Annotated in this window: 17 protein-coding genes; 10 read left to right on the top strand and 7 right to left on the bottom strand. The window is 42.9% G+C overall.

Annotated elements, in window-relative coordinates:
• Nucleotides 1–289 precede the first annotated feature (289 nt).
• Both MIC7126_RS0111040 and MIC7126_RS30375 read right to left on the bottom strand, forming a co-directional pair.
• The gene (locus MIC7126_RS0111040) at nucleotides 290–1174 is read right to left on the bottom strand and encodes a tetratricopeptide repeat protein (RefSeq protein ID WP_017653203.1); all 885 of its coding nucleotides are present in this window, start codon (nucleotides 1172–1174) and stop codon (nucleotides 290–292) included.
• A gap of 115 nt (nucleotides 1175–1289) precedes the next feature.
• A complete protein-coding gene (locus MIC7126_RS30375) occupies nucleotides 1290–1787 on the bottom strand; it encodes a hypothetical protein (RefSeq protein ID WP_017653204.1) in 498 nt (165 codons plus the stop codon).
• A gap of 139 nt (nucleotides 1788–1926) precedes the next feature.
• On the opposite strand from MIC7126_RS30375, the gene MIC7126_RS0111050 reads away from it, so the two are divergent.
• From MIC7126_RS0111050 to MIC7126_RS0111070, 5 genes are all read left to right on the top strand, one after another.
• Nucleotides 1927–3468 (top strand): efflux RND transporter periplasmic adaptor subunit, encoded by a 1542-nt coding sequence (locus tag MIC7126_RS0111050; protein ID WP_017653205.1) that lies wholly within the window; start codon nucleotides 1927–1929, stop codon nucleotides 3466–3468.
• Between the two features lie 34 nt (nucleotides 3469–3502).
• Complete coding sequence (locus tag MIC7126_RS0111055; protein WP_017653206.1) at nucleotides 3503–4774, top strand: ABC transporter permease; 1272 nt, start codon at nucleotides 3503–3505, stop codon at nucleotides 4772–4774.
• A gap of 91 nt (nucleotides 4775–4865) precedes the next feature.
• The gene (locus MIC7126_RS0111060) at nucleotides 4866–5537 is read left to right on the top strand and encodes an ABC transporter ATP-binding protein (RefSeq protein ID WP_017653207.1); all 672 of its coding nucleotides are present in this window, start codon (nucleotides 4866–4868) and stop codon (nucleotides 5535–5537) included.
• A gap of 431 nt (nucleotides 5538–5968) precedes the next feature.
• On the top strand, nucleotides 5969–6658 hold the full coding sequence (gene nfi / locus MIC7126_RS0111065; protein ID WP_017653208.1) for a deoxyribonuclease V: 690 nt from the start codon (nucleotides 5969–5971) through the stop codon (nucleotides 6656–6658).
• A gap of 137 nt (nucleotides 6659–6795) precedes the next feature.
• Nucleotides 6796–7377, top strand: a complete 582-nt coding sequence (locus tag MIC7126_RS0111070; RefSeq protein ID WP_017653209.1) for an FHA domain-containing protein — start codon at nucleotides 6796–6798, stop codon at nucleotides 7375–7377.
• 124 nt (nucleotides 7378–7501) lie between these two features.
• On the opposite strand, the gene MIC7126_RS28620 is transcribed toward MIC7126_RS0111070, so the two are convergent.
• From MIC7126_RS28620 to ctpA, 5 genes are all read right to left on the bottom strand, one after another.
• A complete protein-coding gene (locus MIC7126_RS28620; RefSeq protein WP_017653210.1) occupies nucleotides 7502–7750 on the bottom strand; it encodes a hypothetical protein in 249 nt (82 codons plus the stop codon).
• Nucleotides 7725–8543, bottom strand: coding sequence for a chorismate-binding protein (locus MIC7126_RS27460; RefSeq protein ID WP_017653211.1), 819 nt, complete (start codon nucleotides 8541–8543; stop codon nucleotides 7725–7727). The genes MIC7126_RS28620 and MIC7126_RS27460 overlap by 26 nt, the downstream gene beginning before the upstream one ends.
• Nucleotides 8544–8778: 235 nt before the next feature.
• On the bottom strand, nucleotides 8779–9591 hold the full coding sequence (locus MIC7126_RS0111085; protein WP_017653212.1) for a DUF3598 family protein: 813 nt from the start codon (nucleotides 9589–9591) through the stop codon (nucleotides 8779–8781).
• A gap of 181 nt (nucleotides 9592–9772) precedes the next feature.
• Entirely contained in the window at nucleotides 9773–10672 is a 900-nt protein-coding gene (locus MIC7126_RS0111090; protein ID WP_017653213.1) for a cell division protein FtsX, read from the bottom strand.
• 291 nt (nucleotides 10673–10963) lie between these two features.
• Nucleotides 10964–12199, bottom strand: coding sequence for a carboxyl-terminal processing protease CtpA (gene ctpA, locus MIC7126_RS0111095; RefSeq protein WP_017653214.1), 1236 nt, complete (start codon nucleotides 12197–12199; stop codon nucleotides 10964–10966).
• Nucleotides 12200–12607: 408 nt separating this feature from the next.
• On the opposite strand from ctpA, the gene petB reads away from it, so the two are divergent.
• The 5 genes from petB (at nucleotide 12608) to MIC7126_RS0111120 (ending at nucleotide 17126) form a co-directional block, all read left to right on the top strand.
• Nucleotides 12608–13255: a cytochrome b6 gene (gene petB, locus MIC7126_RS0111100; RefSeq protein ID WP_017653215.1), complete on the top strand. Its 648-nt coding sequence runs from the start codon at nucleotides 12608–12610 to the stop codon at nucleotides 13253–13255.
• A gap of 254 nt (nucleotides 13256–13509) precedes the next feature.
• Nucleotides 13510–13992, top strand: a complete 483-nt coding sequence (gene petD / locus MIC7126_RS0111105) for a cytochrome b6-f complex subunit IV (RefSeq protein ID WP_017653216.1) — start codon at nucleotides 13510–13512, stop codon at nucleotides 13990–13992.
• Between the two features lie 263 nt (nucleotides 13993–14255).
• Complete coding sequence (locus tag MIC7126_RS0111110; RefSeq protein WP_026100176.1) at nucleotides 14256–14699, top strand: ATP-binding protein; 444 nt, start codon at nucleotides 14256–14258, stop codon at nucleotides 14697–14699.
• Nucleotides 14700–14963: 264 nt separating this feature from the next.
• A complete protein-coding gene (locus tag MIC7126_RS0111115) occupies nucleotides 14964–15962 on the top strand; it encodes a GDP-mannose 4,6-dehydratase (protein ID WP_017653218.1) in 999 nt (332 codons plus the stop codon).
• Between the two features lie 6 nt (nucleotides 15963–15968).
• Entirely contained in the window at nucleotides 15969–17126 is a 1158-nt protein-coding gene (locus MIC7126_RS0111120) for a glycosyltransferase family 4 protein (protein WP_017653219.1), read from the top strand.
• Nucleotides 17127–17130 lie beyond the last annotated feature (4 nt).

A 17130-nucleotide genomic window follows, 5' to 3' on the forward strand; every position in this document is an offset into this window, starting at 1 on the left:
ATTACCAACCCAGAGCCAATTTTGTTGTTTTTTGATTTCACACTTCATACTTCAAGCTTTATCCTGTAGTTGACCAAGAAGAGGAAGGGGTAAGGAAGAATGGTTTTCGCTGATTCTTGTCACCTTTCCCCTACCTGAAAGATATTGACTACCTGTACCAGAATTGCTCGCCCGTAATGTTTTGAGCAACTAGTGACTAAACAGATAGTATATATGTACTATGAATAGTGTGATTCGGCAAGTACCCTGGGATAATACACAAGTAAATCAGCATCTTAGACCCCAAACCCTACTGAGTAGGTTGTTGTCTAGTCCGTGGAGAAATTCCCTGTGGTTGTAAAGCCGCTTGAATGCGGGGTAATTCTAAGAACTTTTTCGTATCAGACAAAAGGCGATTACCCCACAGATTTTGCTTGAGAAACTCTAGATCACCATAACGCTGATCGATGCGGAGAGCCGCTTCTCCCATAGCCAGAGCTTGTTGGCGATCGCCTTTAGTGTACAATGCCACTGCCAGCGCTAACAGTGGTTCAGCCGCTCGTTTATCAATATTCACCGCAGTTTGCCATTTTTGAATAGCACCGGGAATATCACCTTGTTCGTAGCTGATTAAGCCAATATTGTTAATTGCTGGCCAAAACTTTTTATTTTGGGAAACAGCTTTATCATATTGAGCGATCGCTTCTGGCAAACGATTAGTCATATAATACGCATTGCCCAAATCAAACAACCCCTCTGGGTCATTAGGTTTTAATTTTAAACCAGCTTGATAACTAGCGATCGCCGCCGGGTATTTTTGCTGCTGAAAATGAGCCGAACCCAGAGCAAACAGCACATCTGCATTTTTGGGATTAAGAGACTGGGCTTTTTTCAGAGAAGCGATGGCTGCATCCAAATCCTTAGACTGCATTTGCAAACCACCCAACAAGAACCAGACTTTATCACTATTAGGAGCCAATTGACTAGCCAAGCGTGCTCGTGGTAGAGCCAACTCAAACTGTTGAAATTGACCGAGTTGAGCCGCTTCCTGAGCCAAACTCAACCCCTGCTTCTCCAACTTCGCTGCATCAAGTTGCAATGTATGGGGTAATAGTGCTTGTGCATGAGCTGCTTTAGGCATACTCCACAGACCACAGATTACCAAAAAAGAAATTAAACCAACATGTTTAGGCACACTACCGCCTCTCGACCACAATTCAAGGAATCTTTCAGCTAGCTTAAACGATCTCAACTCTACACGGAAAGCAAATTTTATCATCATTAGCGATCGCTATCTCAACTACCCTACCCTAATTCATCACCCAGGGTAGTAAACCAGCACAACCAAGATAACGGGGGATGGGGAGATGGGGAGGTGTGGGGGGATGGGGAGGTGGGGAGGTGGGGAGATGGGGAGGTGGGGAGATGGGGAGATGGGGAGGTGGGGGCTCAAGCGTCAGGCTCAAAGGCTCAAGCGTCAGGCTTAAAGGCTCGCGCGTCAGGTTCAAAGGCTCACGCGTCAGGTTCAAAGGCTCACGCTTGAGGTTCAAAGGCTCACACTTGAGGTTCAAAGGCTCACACTTGAGGTTCAAAGGCTCACGCTTGAGGTTCAAAGGCTCACACTTGAGGTTCAAAGCCTCACACTTGAGGTTCAAAGCCTCACACTTGAGGTTCAAAGCCTCACACTTGAGGTTCAAAGCCTCACACTTGAGGTTCAAAGCCTCACACTTCAAGCTTAAAGCCTCACACTTTATCCCCACCTCCCCATCTCCCCACCTCCCCATCTCCCCACCTCCCCATCTCCCCATCTCCCCACTTAAGTGACTTTAGTCATATATGAAAAACCCAAATTTTATCAGATAATTGCGAACGAATATGGTAGCAAAACCATATTCATAACTATAAAAAACTAGTTCGGTTGCAGTTCTTTCTACACCGAAAGTAGACATGACAACTAACACATCAAACCCTGTAGATTCGTCGGCTTTGATTCCCGAAATCAAGAAAACAAAACGCCGATATCATTGGTTATCTTGGTTGCTAATCCTCAGCTTTCTTGGCGGAATTAGCTATGTAATTTATCGTCAGGTAGTTGTGCTACCAAAACAAGAAGCAAAACGTCGCGTGCTCACACAACCTGTAGAAAGACGAAGCCTACCCATCACAATTTCTGCTAACGGTACAGTCAAGCCCGAAAGGTCAATCAATATCAGCCCGAAAAATTCCGGTATTTTGAAAAAACTATTAGTCAAAGAAGGAGATATCGTCAAAAAAGGTCAAATAATGGCTTACATGGACGATTCCAACTTCCAAGGTCAACTCACCCAAGCGCGAGGACAGTTAGCCCAAGTCGAAGCAAGTCTGCAAAAAGCCCAAGCCGGGAATCGTCCCCAAGATATCGCCCAAGCCCAAGCCCAAGTAGATGAAGCCAAAGCAAATCTACAAAAAGCCCAAGCGGGGAATCGTCCCCAAGATATCGCCCAAGCCCAAGCAAGGCTCACCAGCACCCAAGCAACCTTGAATAAAACCGAAGACGACTTCCGTCGCAATCAAGAACTTTATAATTCCGGAGTCATCTCCCTACAAACTCTCAACCAAAAACGCGCGGATTTAGACAGCGCCAAAGCAGCAGTTAATGAAGCGCAACAAGCCCTCGCTCTGCAAAAAGCCGGCTCACGACCAGAAGACATTGAACAAGCCCAAGCAGCAGTCAGACAAAGACAACAAGCTTTATCACTGCTCCAAGCCGGAAATCGCCCAGAAGATATCGCCCAAGCACGTGCTCAGGTAATTTCCGCTCGCGGTTCACTACAAAACATTCAAACCCAAATCAACGACACCATTATTCGCGCACCTTTCGATGGGTTGATAACAAAGAAATACGCTGACCCTGGCGCCTTCGTTACTCCCACCACCGCTGCTAGCTCTGTTTCCTCATCCCTATCCTCATCCATTCTTTCCCTCGCTTCCGTCAATCAAGTTGTCGCCAATTTAGCCGAAACCAACATCGCCAGAATCACCCTTGGTCAAGCAGTCACAATTAAAGCCGATGCATATCCTGGTAAAACCTTTACAGGTCGAGTCAGTCAAATTGCGTCCCAAGCGACAGTAGAGCAAAACGTCACCAGCTTTGAAGTCAAAATCGCCCTCTCAGACCCCCAACGCTTACTGCGCTCCGGAATGAACGTAGCCGCAGAATTTCAAGCTGGTCAATTAGAGAACGCTTTAGTAGTACCAACAGCCGCAGTTGTTCGGCGAGAACGAGCGACAGGTGTTTTCGTTATGGGAACCGATAGTGAGCCAGTATTTACACGTATTGAAACCGGAATAACCGTCAACAATTTAACAGAAGTTAAATCAGGATTGAATGGCGACGAAAAAGTATTACTCAGTTTTCCGCCAGGTTCCAGACCACAATCAACACCGCGAGGAGGTGTATTCCCCGGCGCCAGCGGCGGTAGTGGTCGCCGTTCAGGTGGTGCGCCTTAATACCGTGCGTGTATTTGCATTGAAAAAACAAATTATGTTTAAAAGTTTTCATAAAACCAAAAACACTCGTACCGTCCCCATTTGGGAAATTTTATCAATGGCGGTGGAAACCCTGTGGAGTAACAAACTACGCACAGGTTTAACCATGCTGGGCGTGATTATTGGGATTTCCTCAGTGATTGCGATTACTTCCGTGGGTCAGGGAGTGCAAAAGGGCGTGGAACAACAAATCCAAGCATTAGGTACAAATGTATTGCAAGTTTTAGCCGGCGCAGCTAGAAGCGGAAATGTGCGTCAGGGAGTGGGTTCTAGTAGCACTTTAACCTGGGAAGATGCAAAAGCGATCGCCACACAAGCCCCATCTGTAGACATGGTTTCAGCTTATCTACAACGCAATGCCCAAGTAGTTTACGACGGACAAAACACATCCACAACTGTTTATGGCACAGATTTAAATTACCCGGACGCCAGGAATACTTATCCTCAAGAAGGGAGATTTTTCACTCAAGAGGAGTTAGATACCTCTGCTCAGGTAGCTATTCTCGGCCCTACAGTGAAAGCGACACTTTTTGGACGAAGTAGCAATGTCATCGGCGAAAGAATTCGCATTCAAGGGGAAGGTTATGAAGTCATTGGGGTGATGGAGCCTAAAGGTGCTCAAGGGCCGATAGATAGAGATGACCAAATTTTTATTCCCCTCACTAGTATGTCGGGGCGACTAGTAGGAAATAACGCCTTAGCGGGGATTTCTGTGAGTGGAATTTTAGTAAAAGCTAGTGATGCAGAAAAGTTAGAAGCGGCTCAATTTCAAGTGACAAATTTGTTGCGTCTCCGACATAACATTTATCCACCACAAGCTGATGATTTCCGTTTGACTAACCAAGCAGATATTGTGAGCACATTTACAAATGTTGTGGGTTTATTTACGATTATGGTAGTAGCGATCGCTGGCATTTCTTTAGTCGTTGGCGGTATAGGTATTGCCAATATTATGTTAGTTTCTGTTGTCGAACGTACGAGAGAAATTGGCATTCGCAAAGCCGTAGGAGCCACCAAATCAGCAATTTTAAATCAATTTTTAGCAGAAGCGATCGTCATTTCTATTATTGGTGGTGGTATTGGGATGGTAACAGGAGTTGTGTTAGCTTTTGCGGCAGCTAATATTTTTAAATTTCCCTTTGTAATTTCTATTCTATCAGTTATTGCTGGCTTAGGACTGTCATTAACTGTGGGTTTAATGGCGGGGGTAATTCCTGCACGCAATGCAGCTAAATTAGATCCAATCACGGCTTTAAGAAGCGACTAAATAAGTACCTAAACAAAATTAATTACACACATTATTTTTCTGTTCCCTCCCTCCACAAATAAATTTAATTTTGTCCAACTACTTAATTACTATGACAACAATGATTTGGATGGAATCTATTACTAAAACCTACCGCTTGGGAGAAGTTAATGTTCCCATCCTCAAAGGAATTCAATTATCTGTAGAAGAAGGCGAATATGTTTCCATTATGGGTGCGTCAGGTTCAGGTAAATCTACACTGATGAACATTGTCGGCTGTTTAGACCGCCCCACCAGTGGACAATACGTTTTAGAGGGGAGAAACCTGACTACTTTTGATGACGATGAATTAGCTTATATCCGTAATCAAAGAATTGGTTTTGTCTTCCAACAATTTAATCTTTTGGCGCGAGCTACAGCGTTAGAAAATGTCATGTTACCAATGATTTATGCCAATTTACCTAAGCCAAAACGCCGACAAAGAGCGCTAGAAGCTTTAGAAAGAGTAGGATTAAAAGAGCGGATTGCTAATCGTCCCAGTCAACTTTCTGGTGGACAACAACAAAGAGTAGCGATCGCCCGCGCTTTAGTCAACCGTCCCGCATTAGTTTTAGCAGACGAACCCACAGGAGCCTTAGACACAGAAACTTCCCAAGAAGTAATGAACTTGCTCACAGAACTAAATCAGCAAGGAATTACCATCGTCATCGTTACCCATGAGCCAGATATCGCGGCTCAAACTCACAGAATTATCCGAGTTCAGGACGGTTTAATTGTCGGTTAGTTGCTTAATTTTCACCGATAAAACCTAAAAAATATAATTTTTAAAATTACGAATTAGCTGGGTATTATGTCTTTTTAATTATTTTATTTACTAGCATAACATTAATCTAACCACAGATATTTGTTGTAAATTAAGAATTATTTCAATCTAACGTTTAGCAATTTTCATAGATACAAAAACTATGAGTTAGCAAAGTGTTGCTAAGGCCTAGAACACGCCAATATCCTAAACCAATCAACAATTTAATTATATTCGACTTGGGACTGAGTTAATTGCATCGTGCAACAGCTATACTAAACGGATTTAAGAATTATCATTTAGCTAGCGTCTAGCCCCTAGCTCCTAGCCCCTAACCTCAATGAAATGTATCATCATAAAACGAGAAACCTGACGCAAGAATCATATTTTTTATTGAGGTTGTTAAGAGTCAAATGAAACTTCAGCCACATCATCCCTGGCCTCAAACTTTAGAGGAAGCAATAGCTATTCAAGAAGAGTTACGCCATCAGGTGATTATAGAAGACAAACTGCAATTACCTATCAAATATGTCGCTGGAGTTGATATGGGTTTTGCAGAGAATGGTACGATTAGCCGTGCAGCTGTGGCGGTGCTGAGTTTTCCTGATTTGCAATTGGTGGAAACGAGCGTCGCTTATCGTCCTACCAGTTTTCCTTATATTCCGGGGTTTCTCTCTTTTAGAGAAATTCCGGCTGTGCTTGATGCTCTAGAAAAGATAAAAATCATACCAGAGATGATTCTGTGTGACGGTCAAGGGATTGCTCATCCTCGCAGATTGGGTATAGCTAGTCATCTGGGTGTCATCCTGGATATGACTACAATTGGTGTGGCAAAATCTTTGCTAATTGGTAAGCATCAAGAGTTACCAGAAATTAAGGGTAGTTGGCAACCATTAATACATCAAGGTGAAACTATAGGTGCAGTTTTGCGATCGCGCACTGGTGTCAAACCTCTATATGTCTCCAGTGGTCATCGCATCAGTCTTACCACGGCAATTGACTATGTACTCCGTTGCACGCCAAAATATCGATTGCCAGAAACTACGCGCATAGCAGATAAGATTGCGTCTGCAAGAACTATGGGGGGTGAAGTGGTTGGTTGACACTCTGCTGTCAGGGGATTCTCGATGTTGTTTTGTGGGAATTTTTTTTTAAATACTTGCCTGCTACTGCTCAATCGTGTTAGGAATCGCACAGATAGGAGTTGAAGTAGCTAAAAAAGAGTTACTAAGTTAGAACAATGAACGCACTAACTTTACAGTGGCACGATGCAGGGCAAGATTACACTCAGCAGATTTCTGAGAAACAATCAAGCAAAAATCCCGGTACAGTCCGCATTGGTCGAGATCCTCAGCAGTGTGATATTGTTTTAAGCGATCGCACAGTATCTGGACTACACGTGGAAATATTTTTTCATGCCGATCAACAAAAATTTTATATTAGAAACCTACGCCAACCAAATCCACCTCTAATAGATGGACAACAACTGTTTCAGGGAGAAGTGCCTTTAAAACAGGGTAGTGTGATTTATCTGGGACAAATGGAACTTAAAGTCACTGCTGTAGCAATCAACAGTTTTCCAGAAACGATTATAGCCCCGACCAAACCGCCAACGCCCCGTATACATCACCCCCACCCACCAACGCCCCGTATACTCCACCCCCACCCACCCACACCTCCTGTATCATCACCAGGGGTTTATGGTTTGGAGTGTCCTAAATGTCATAAAATTTCTCCCGTGGAGAAACTGCAAGAAGGCTGTCCTTGGTGTGGAACATCTTTAGCTGCAGCAGTTAGTGTATTAGTTACACAAGGTCATTAGTAGATTAGGGATAGGGAGGTGACGGTCTATCACTTCTTTGTTTGTCAGTTGTGTCACCTCCTGAACCGATACTAAAAAATATACCTAAGTCAGAAAAGAGCGCCCCACTAGTCAAACCCTAGTATTAACTCTTTATTCCCGTAACAATAAACCCTGGAAAACCTGCTAAAAAATGCCCTTCTTCGTGCATTTTTTTTAACTGATTTACCCATTGATTTAAGTCTGATTCTGATATAACTTTTTGGTTAATCGCTTGCTCTAAAATTCCATGACAAACCCACATAAAAAAATCATATGATGCCATATTAGTGTGGGTCACAAAAGAGATGTTGCTTAAACCTAATTCTTCAAATATTTCGGTGCGAATTTTCACCACGTCGCCGTGTACCAGCCAACGGATTGGTAATAACAAATCCTTGATTGTCTATTTGCATCAATATTTCGGGACTAAAGCCTACAGCACGTACATCTCCTATATTTAGACAATATGAACGGGCAGAGTTATTAACTTTCGTTCCCGCTATATAGGTTTTAAGAACGTCCAGATCTCCTTTTATCTTTACAGAATGAGAAAGTATGGCTTTTTGTAACTTACCAGCTTGAATAGCTTGAATCAGAACATCTACTTTATGTTGATAATCTTCTCGCTCTTTATCAGTAAAATTGATTGATATAGGTGTTGAAACTAAATCTGTTAATTGGTTATTGACTGATAACAATTTTTTGATTTTATCTAGGGATTTTATGCTTTTAATTTTTATTTTTTCTCTAGTAATGTGAATTTCGATTTCTGGTACAATAAAACATAAAAGTGGTTGTTGAATTGCTTTAGAATAGCTTGAGTAGAAGCGAATTATATCAAAAGCAATATAGCCGTAAGCCGTCCAATCTACAATTGGTAAAGACGCTAATAAGGATTCTATTTGTTTTAATGGATCGCTAATAGGTAATGACAACTTTTTTTCTGTATCTTCTAATAAGACTGCATCTAAGGTTACTGATACCTTAAATAACACATTACCAGCAATACGCACTTCGTCCCGATCTTGATAAAGAATATAATCAGAAATAACACCTTCTTGAAGCAAATTTTGCAACACAATAATAGGATTATTTTCTCCTGTTAAAAATACTTCTGCGTACTCATATGTTTGTGTTTCGCTCATTAAATTTTCTGGTGATTAATGTATGTTTTAGGTAGTAAACGGCTATTTTCGCAGATTTCACCTACGGTGATACTACTTTTTAATTTTCTCATCCCTTTACGGATAGATAGCCAGGACTTTACCTTTATAAGGGCACTTAAAAGGTTTAGCGATTGTTTTATTAAAGTAATCGATAAGTTCTAAAATTCGGTTTCTGAAGTCATCCAAACCTTTAAAACTAGCACTCTTCAATTGATTACACCTTTTGTTCCGTCACCAAAGTTAAACTCACCCATTCGCCTTTTTCGTTATAGTTGCGAATCATGCGCTGGCGCAGATTTGGTTGAATTAACCAACCTGCTTCTAAAAATAAAGGTTGACGGGGCTGGATTTGTAAGGGTGAAGTTGCAGAAGCGCCGCTAGGTAAGAGTAAAATTTGCACTGGGTTGGGCGAATTTTCCTCAAAAATAATTGTTGCACCTTTGATTGTGCCGGTTGAGGTAATTGTACGATCGCTAAAACTCAAACTTTGAATTAATCGCCCTGACTGGTCTAATTTTAGTTGGAGGTTTGTAGAATAAGTCTGTGGCGATCGCCAATCGGGATATATTGTAGTGGCTTCACCTCGCCATTCTCCCAACAAGTCATCAATCTGCAAGGGTGGGGTTTCTACTTTATCAGTTCCAGCTAAATGTTCTCTAATTAAAGTAACTCTGTCTAGCTGACCATTTTTCTCAAAAATTTGCACCAGACGGGAACGGCGATTTTCATGAATTAATGCCAATTCTGCACCAAATATGGTAAAAGGGGCTAATTGCACTGAACCTTGACAAAAGGCGCCGCTTTCAAAAAACTGAATCCCGCCACCACTGATAGATGTATACTCTAAAACAACATCCTTTTGCCCTTCACGACACAAAGTCAGGCGGATTTGTTGCTGTTCATGCAACTTTTCTAGTGTCAAACGACTAGGAACATCGTTGAGCAATTCACCTTGAGGCGAAAACAAAGTAAACGAACCTTCCCAGGTACCGATATTTTGCAGAAAACATTCCCATTGAGATTTCATAGTAATTTGTTATGCGTAATTCAGAAATTCAGACTAGATCAACTTCCTTTGGGAGAGGGGACAGTAAGGTATACCCGTACGGGCGAACGGTAAGGTATACCCGTACGGGCGAACAACCGTTCGCCCCTACCTGTTCATTCCCTGTTCCCTAGTCCCTAATCCCTATTCCCCTGAATTAGAACTATTTGGCAAAACGGCGAACAGCAAGTAAGCTCCCCATTAATCCTACACCTGCACCAAAACCTAAGAGAATCAGTGGTAATAATAAGATTTGTGCAGTGGTGAGTTGTAAGCCATTAGTAATAAATTGGATAAATTCTGGTTGGTTGACCAGCATTTGATTGAGAAACTGTTGAATCACACAGAGCAAACTCCAAGCGATCGCTCCACCAACTAAGCCAAAAGCGATACCTTGCAAAATAAAAGGTAAGTAAATCCAAGTAGAAGTAGCACCAACAAGCTGCATAATTTCGATTTCCTGGCGTCGCGCCATGACAATCAAACGGATGGTGGTATTTGTCACAGCGATCGCTGTTAAAGTCAAAATGATTGTTATGGTCAAAGTTACCCACTTCCAGCCTTGATGCAATTGGGCTACCTGTTTAACGGCTTCATCCACATACTGCACTACCTCGACTCCTGGTAACTTTGCTAACTGGGTGGCTAAAGTGGGTACAGCCTGAGAGTTGCTAGCTTTCACCTGCAACTCATCCACCAGCGGATTTTCCCCTAACTGTAAAGTAGCACTCTCAACATCAGCAATTCTCAATTCTTGAACTAACTTAGTCCAAGCTTCCTGTTTAGGAATCGTTTGCAATTCCACGACCTCTGGCATTTTTGCTACCAGTGGCGCAATAGTTTCCGCCTCTGTCCTCCCATCCAGATAAACTGAAACCTGCAATTGATTACCGAACTGATTGAGCAACTTTTCTACTTGCCAAGATGTCTGCAAACTCAACCCACATAGGAACAGTAGCACCGTTACAGTACTCACTGCTGCCCAATTCATCCAACCCCCCCGCAGTAACCCCAGGAAAGTTTCTTTGAGCAAATAATCGAGTTGAGTAAAAATTTTTAACACACATTACTCCTGTCAAACACTATAAGGTAACTAAACAGAATTAATTACACAATTTTTTTGCTATTCCTTATTCCCTTTCTCCACCAATGAATTTAATTTTGTGTAACTACTGGTTCATCGCCTTAAATCTGAGTAAATAAATGTGTTTGTAGTGAGGACTAAAGTCCCCGAATTTGAAAGCACTAAAGTGCTGACTACGAACTCATCAAAATTAATGGGACAGACCACTAGGGTCTGTGTCATTAATCTTAAAAAGCTGCAGTTACCGTACAAGTTTCTTTATTTCATCCTTCATCCTGCCGATTTTCCTGTCAACAACTCCATCGCCGCTTGATATTGTTGATCGGCATTGGTAGCAATTTGTTCACGGGTAATTGCTTCTTGGGCAATCACTTTGTCTGGCTTAATACCTAACTTGTTAATATCTCGGTGTTTAGGGGTTTCATATTTAGCAATTGTCACCGCCAAACCAGAACCATCAGATAATTCAAATAAAGATTGAATTAAACCCTTACCAAAAGTAGTTTCACCTACCAACTGAGCGCGACCGTTATCTTGCAATGCACCAGCCAGAATCTCGCTAGCACTCGCGGTTCCTTGATTGACTAAAACAACCAACGGGTCTTGTGTGAGTGCAGGCCCAAAGGCTTCAAAACTGCCCTCAATTCCTTGTCGGTTCACAGTGTAAACTATAGTTCCTGAATCCAACCAGAAGCGAGCAATTTCCACTCCAGCTTGTAACAGCCCACCAGGATTATTTCGCAAATCGAGAATATAGCCAGCAGCACCTTTTTTTTCTAGATTAGTAATAGCGTGAGCTAATTCCATTGCCGCATTGGCGCTAAATTGATTCAGCCGAATGTAACCCACAGGCTGATTATCCGGGGAAGAACGCAACTCTGCTACTACAGGATTTAGAGCAATGCGATCGCGTGTCACCCTCACTTCTCTTTCTCCCTCTCCATCCCGTTCAATCAACAAAGTTACAAAACTACCGATAGGCCCGCGCATCCTAGCTGCAGCTTCATCAAGAGTCAGATTTTGTGTAGCTATCCCCTCAATTTTAACAATGCGATCGCGCGGTCTAATCCCGGCTTTATCTGCCGGCGAACCTGCTATTGGTGTAATCACCTCTAACTTACCTGTTTGGGAATTCAGCGCAATTTGCAAGCCCACACCCGTCAATTCTCCAGAAGTATTCACCTGCAAACTGCGGTACTGTTCCGGATCTAAAAAGCGAGTGAAAGGATCATCCAAGCTCTTGAGCATCTTTTGAATTGCTTGATAAGCTGCTTGATTGTTGTCAAAAGAAGCTGACAACGTTTTTTGCCTCACCGCAGCCCAGTTTTGATGATTAAACGTCTCATCTAGATAAGTACGATTGACAATTCGCCATACTTCTGAAACCAGCTTTTGTTCTGTCGTCAAAGCCGCAGCCGGCGACACCAATGCTCCCAGCCCCAACCAAAATGCCATTAACAACGAAAATCCTAGCCGCCAAAATTGTTTGTGCATGAACAAGCCCATTGTGAATTCCACTTCAACCCAAATTGTCTAGAACTGCCGAGTTGCTTTGTTTTTGATGAAATCTATCTCTCGATTATGTTACTTTTTTTATAGAAGTAGTGCATTGGTCTTATCAAGTTGTTAAGTCAACTGATTCCATTGCATCCCACTCAACAAACGATAAGATCTACTTTGTGTCCACCTTTTTAGTGTTGGGTTGCAAAGAGAACGCAATACATAAAATGTTTACAGAGTGTTAAGTTTATTAAACTTCTTCTCACTCTGGAACCTCACCAGCAAGGAACACAACGCCTCTTTGCTAAAATCCCAAAACCATCAATTGGGATAGAAGTCTCAGCAGCAGCTACCGCTGTTCAGAACTCCGGTGAACTGATCAACCGCAACCGATTCTTAGGAACTTAAGATTGTATGGCCAACGTTTACGACTGGTTTGAGGAACGCTTGGAAATTCAGGCCCTCGCTGAGGATGTCACTAGCAAGTACGTCCCTCCCCATGTCAACATCTTCTACTGTCTGGGTGGCATTACCCTAGTTTGCTTTCTCATCCAGTTTGCCACTGGATTTGCCATGACGTTCTACTACAGGCCAACAGTCGCCGAAGCATACACCTCCGTACAGTACATCATGACTGACGTGAACTTCGGCTGGCTAATTCGCTCCATCCACCGCTGGTCTGCCAGCATGATGGTGCTGATGATGATTTTGCACGTCTTCCGTGTTTACCTGACAGGCGGCTTCAAAAAGCCCCGCGAATTGACCTGGGTCAGCGGTGTGATCTTAGCCGTAATCACCGTTTCCTTTGGTGTAACAGGCTACTCTCTACCTTGGGATCAAGTAGGCTACTGGGCGGTGAAAATCGTCAGCGGCGTACCAGAAGCAATCCCTGTAGTCGGCGTTTTAATCTCCGATTTGTTGCGCGGTGGTTCCAGTGTTGGACAAGCAACACTGACTCGTTATTACAGCGCCCACACATTTGTACTCCCCTGGTTAATAGCGGTCTTCATGCTATTCCACTTCTTGATGATCCGCAAACAAGGAATTTCCGGCCCCTTGTAATGTCAACCCCAGCCGAAAAAGGCTAAAGCGGCATTTCCAAGATAGAGTTGTTTGTTTTAAACTTAGGAAATTGAGAAATAAACAATTCATAAGCGACAAAACAGCAAAAACTTCTATCTCAACTGAAAGCTGTCAGCATATCCCACCCAGCTAACCAAAAGATTTTGCAACAGCGTCTGTGTGTCAGCAAGAGATGGCTAACAGCTTTCATAAAATGCCTAAACTCAAACTCAAGCAGGAGCGCACCATAAACAATGGCAACACAAAAAAAACCTGATCTTAGCGATCCTCTATTAAGAGCTAAACTGGCGAAAGGCATGGGCCATAACTACTACGGCGAACCCGCCTGGCCTAATGACCTATTGTACGTGTTTCCCATCGTCATCATGGGCTCATTCGCGTGCATCGTGGCTCTAGCAGTCCTAGACCCAGCTTTAACAGGCGAGCCAGCTAATCCTTTCGCTACACCACTAGAAATTTTGCCAGAGTGGTACTTGTACCCAGTTTTCCAGATTTTGCGATCGCTGCCTAACAAACTCCTAGGAGTATTGGCAATGGCTTCAGTACCTTTGGGACTGATTCTCGTGCCCTTTATCGAGAACGTCAATAAGTTCCAAAATCCTTTCCGTCGTCCAGTTGCCACCACAGTATTCTTATTTGGCACAATTGTTACTCTGTGGCTAGGTATTGGTGCTGCATTACCACTAGATAAATCTCTGACCTTGGGGCTATTCTAAATCAGTCTCCATAGAGCACTTGACGCCTGTTAGTTTCAAGAGCACATGCTAAAGTTATGAGTAGTATCAGGTGCTGCTCATACTTTCTTTTAGAAGTGCTGTTGAGAATAATCAACAGGCGTCAATTTTAGTAATATTAAGATTGGATCTGGGATATTTAGTTTTGGACAAACAAAGGTTACAAAACCTCAAACCTTCAAATAGTTACAAATATAAGCAATTTTCCATCACACATCACTTACCTATTATTGAAGTCAAGGTCAATGCTTAGCATGGTGCAGCAAGACCATCTGACGGTGAACAGCGAACTCAAACAGCTAAACCGTGTACAGCAATGGTTCGAGCAGTTTTGTCTGAAACACCTAGCACAAGTCGGCTGGTCACAAAAGCAACTTTATGCCCTCAATCTAGCATTGGCAGAAGGTTTTACCAATGCAGTCCGTCATGCTCATCACGCTTTACCTCCGGAAACGAGCATAGAAATTGAGGTGAGTTTGTGGGTTAATAGACTAGAAGTAAAAATCTGGGATTATGGAAAACCTTTTAACCCCGATGCGATCGCTGAACCAACACCAGGTACTCTACAAGTAGGCGGTTACGGTTGGTTTCTGCTCAGACGCTTGGCTGACCGTGTTGCTTACGAACGCGGTGCAGACGATAGAAATTGTTTACTTATAGTCAAATATGCCTCAGAGGGTCAACAGTAACAATCAAGCATCCCCTGACCCTGTGGCTTGCTGAAAATTAGTTAATTTCTCGTAAAGAATTACATTATTTTTTGTATAAAAAACTAAATTTAATCAAGTAAAAATAGCATTCGAGTTACTGAGAATCCTTTGTTAGAATTTAGCCGCGATGTTGGGCAATTTAAGTATTTTTGCGGCATTACTCATCAGGTGTGGGATTAGTCTCGCAAACCTTTTACTTACCAACAAGCGCCATCCAGTGCTGAAAGAGAAAAGGACAAGATTATGACTAAGACAGCCCTGATTACGGGAATAACAGGCCAAGACGGCTACTATCTGAGTCATTTGCTCCTCAACCGAAATTACAGAGTTGTCGGGTTAATACCACCGCATCGAGAACCGAATCTAGCGAAACTAGGAAGTCTTGCAGACAAAGTAGAAATTTATACAGTTGATTTGAAAGACAGTACAGCCCTGTTGACTGCAGTTGAACAACTACGTCCCCAAGAAATTTATAATTTGGCGGCTCCTAGTTTTGTCCCCGACTCCTGGAAAGACCCCCTGGGAACCCTCGATTTGATTACTGGTACCGCTACGCGATTTTTGGAAGCAGTGCGACAAGTCGGTTTGTCTACACGGTTTTATCAAGCTAGTAGTTCGGAAATGTTTGGAGATGTTTCTTGCTCTCCTCAAGACGAAAATACGCCCTTTCGTCCCAAGAATCCTTACGCAGCAGCTAAATTACATGCTCATTGGACAATGGTGCATCACCGACAGCGCTATGGTTTATTCGCTTGTAGCGGTATTTTGTACAATCATGAATCTCCTCTACGTCCACCACAATTTGTGACACGCAAAATTTCCTTAGCCGCTGCATCGATTAAATTGGGTTTAACTAACACCTTAGAAATCGGTAACTTGGACGCCAAACGAGATTGGGGTTTTGCAGGAGATTATGTAGAAGCAATGTGGCGCATGTTACAAGTTGATGAACCAGAAGAATATGTCATCGGTACAGGAAAACTACACAGTGTCCGAGATTTAGTAGCCGCAGCCTTTGATTGTGTAGGGCTAGATTGGCGTCAATATGTAGTCATCAACACTAGCTTACTGCGACCTGATGAACATTTTCAACTTGTAGCTAACCCTAGTAAAGCCAAAAATAAACTCGGTTGGCAAACCCAAGTCAGCTTTGAACAACTTTTAGAAAAAATGGTACTAACTGATTTGCAGCGGTTACAAAGTGGTATGACAACACCTGCTATCAGCCCTCAGCGAGGATAGACAAAAATGCTCACCTCTAAGCTCAAGGAACAGCTAAAATCAGGTCACAAATTGGCTCAAAAAACTGATCATGTCTTTGTATTCTTAGAAATTCTGGCACATGAAGGGGGGATTCAATCCTACGTTAAAGATATTTTTCGTGCTTACGGAAGTTTGAATACAGGTCATAAAGCCAAAGTTTTGGTGCTGAGGGACAGTCCAGAGGACATCCATCCTTTGGAGTGCGAAAATTTAAAATTTTATAGCTATAAAGCTCAATCTCCCCATGTGGGAAGAGTGAAAATGGTAGCAGCGCTGCTCAAGTGTCTTTTGCAAGAACGTCCGCAACAGGTTTTTTGCGGTCACATTAATCTAGCAGTCTTGATCCAAAGCCTTTGTCAGCCCTTGGGAATTCCTTATACAGTCCTGACTTATGGTAAAGAAGTTTGGGAACCGCTCAAAAAAAGAGAACGAGACGCGCTGATTTGTGCATCCAAGATTTGGACAATTAGTCGCTATAGCCGCGATCGCGCTTGCGCTGCCAACGGTCTAGATCCTAATATGGTGGAGATGCTTCCCTGCGCTATTGATGGCGATAAATTTATCCCTGGGCCGAAACAACCAGAATTAGTTGAAAAGTACGGTTTAACTGATGCCAAAGTGTTAATGACCGTGGCGCGGTTATGGTCAGGGGATATTTACAAAGGTGTCGATGTGACGATTCGCGCTTTACCACAAATAGCTGAAGTTTTTCCACAAGTAAAATATTTGGTCATTGGTCGTGGCGATGACCAACCAAGATTAGCCCAACTAGCACAAGATTTAGGTGTGAGCGAGCGGGTTGTTTTTGCTGGTTTTGTACCTACAGAGCAATTGATCGCACATTATCGCTTGGCTGATGCTTATATTATGCCCTCCCAAGAAGGCTTTGGTATTGTGTATTTAGAAGCGATGGCTTGCGGAGTACCAGTGCTATCTGGTGATGACGACGGTTCAGCTGACCCCTTGCAAGATGGTAAACTAGGATGGCGAGTACCGCACCGCGACCCCAAGGCTGTAGCGGCTGCTTGTGGAGAAATTCTCACAGGGAATGACCAGCGTTGTGATGGACAATGGTTGCGAAAACAAGCGATCGCTATTTTTGGTCTGGATACCTTACAACAACGATTACAAGCACTCCTCTAGTTAT

This window comes from Fortiea contorta PCC 7126 (assembly GCF_000332295.1).
GTDB lineage: Bacteria > Cyanobacteriota > Cyanobacteriia > Cyanobacteriales > Nostocaceae > Fortiea > Fortiea contorta.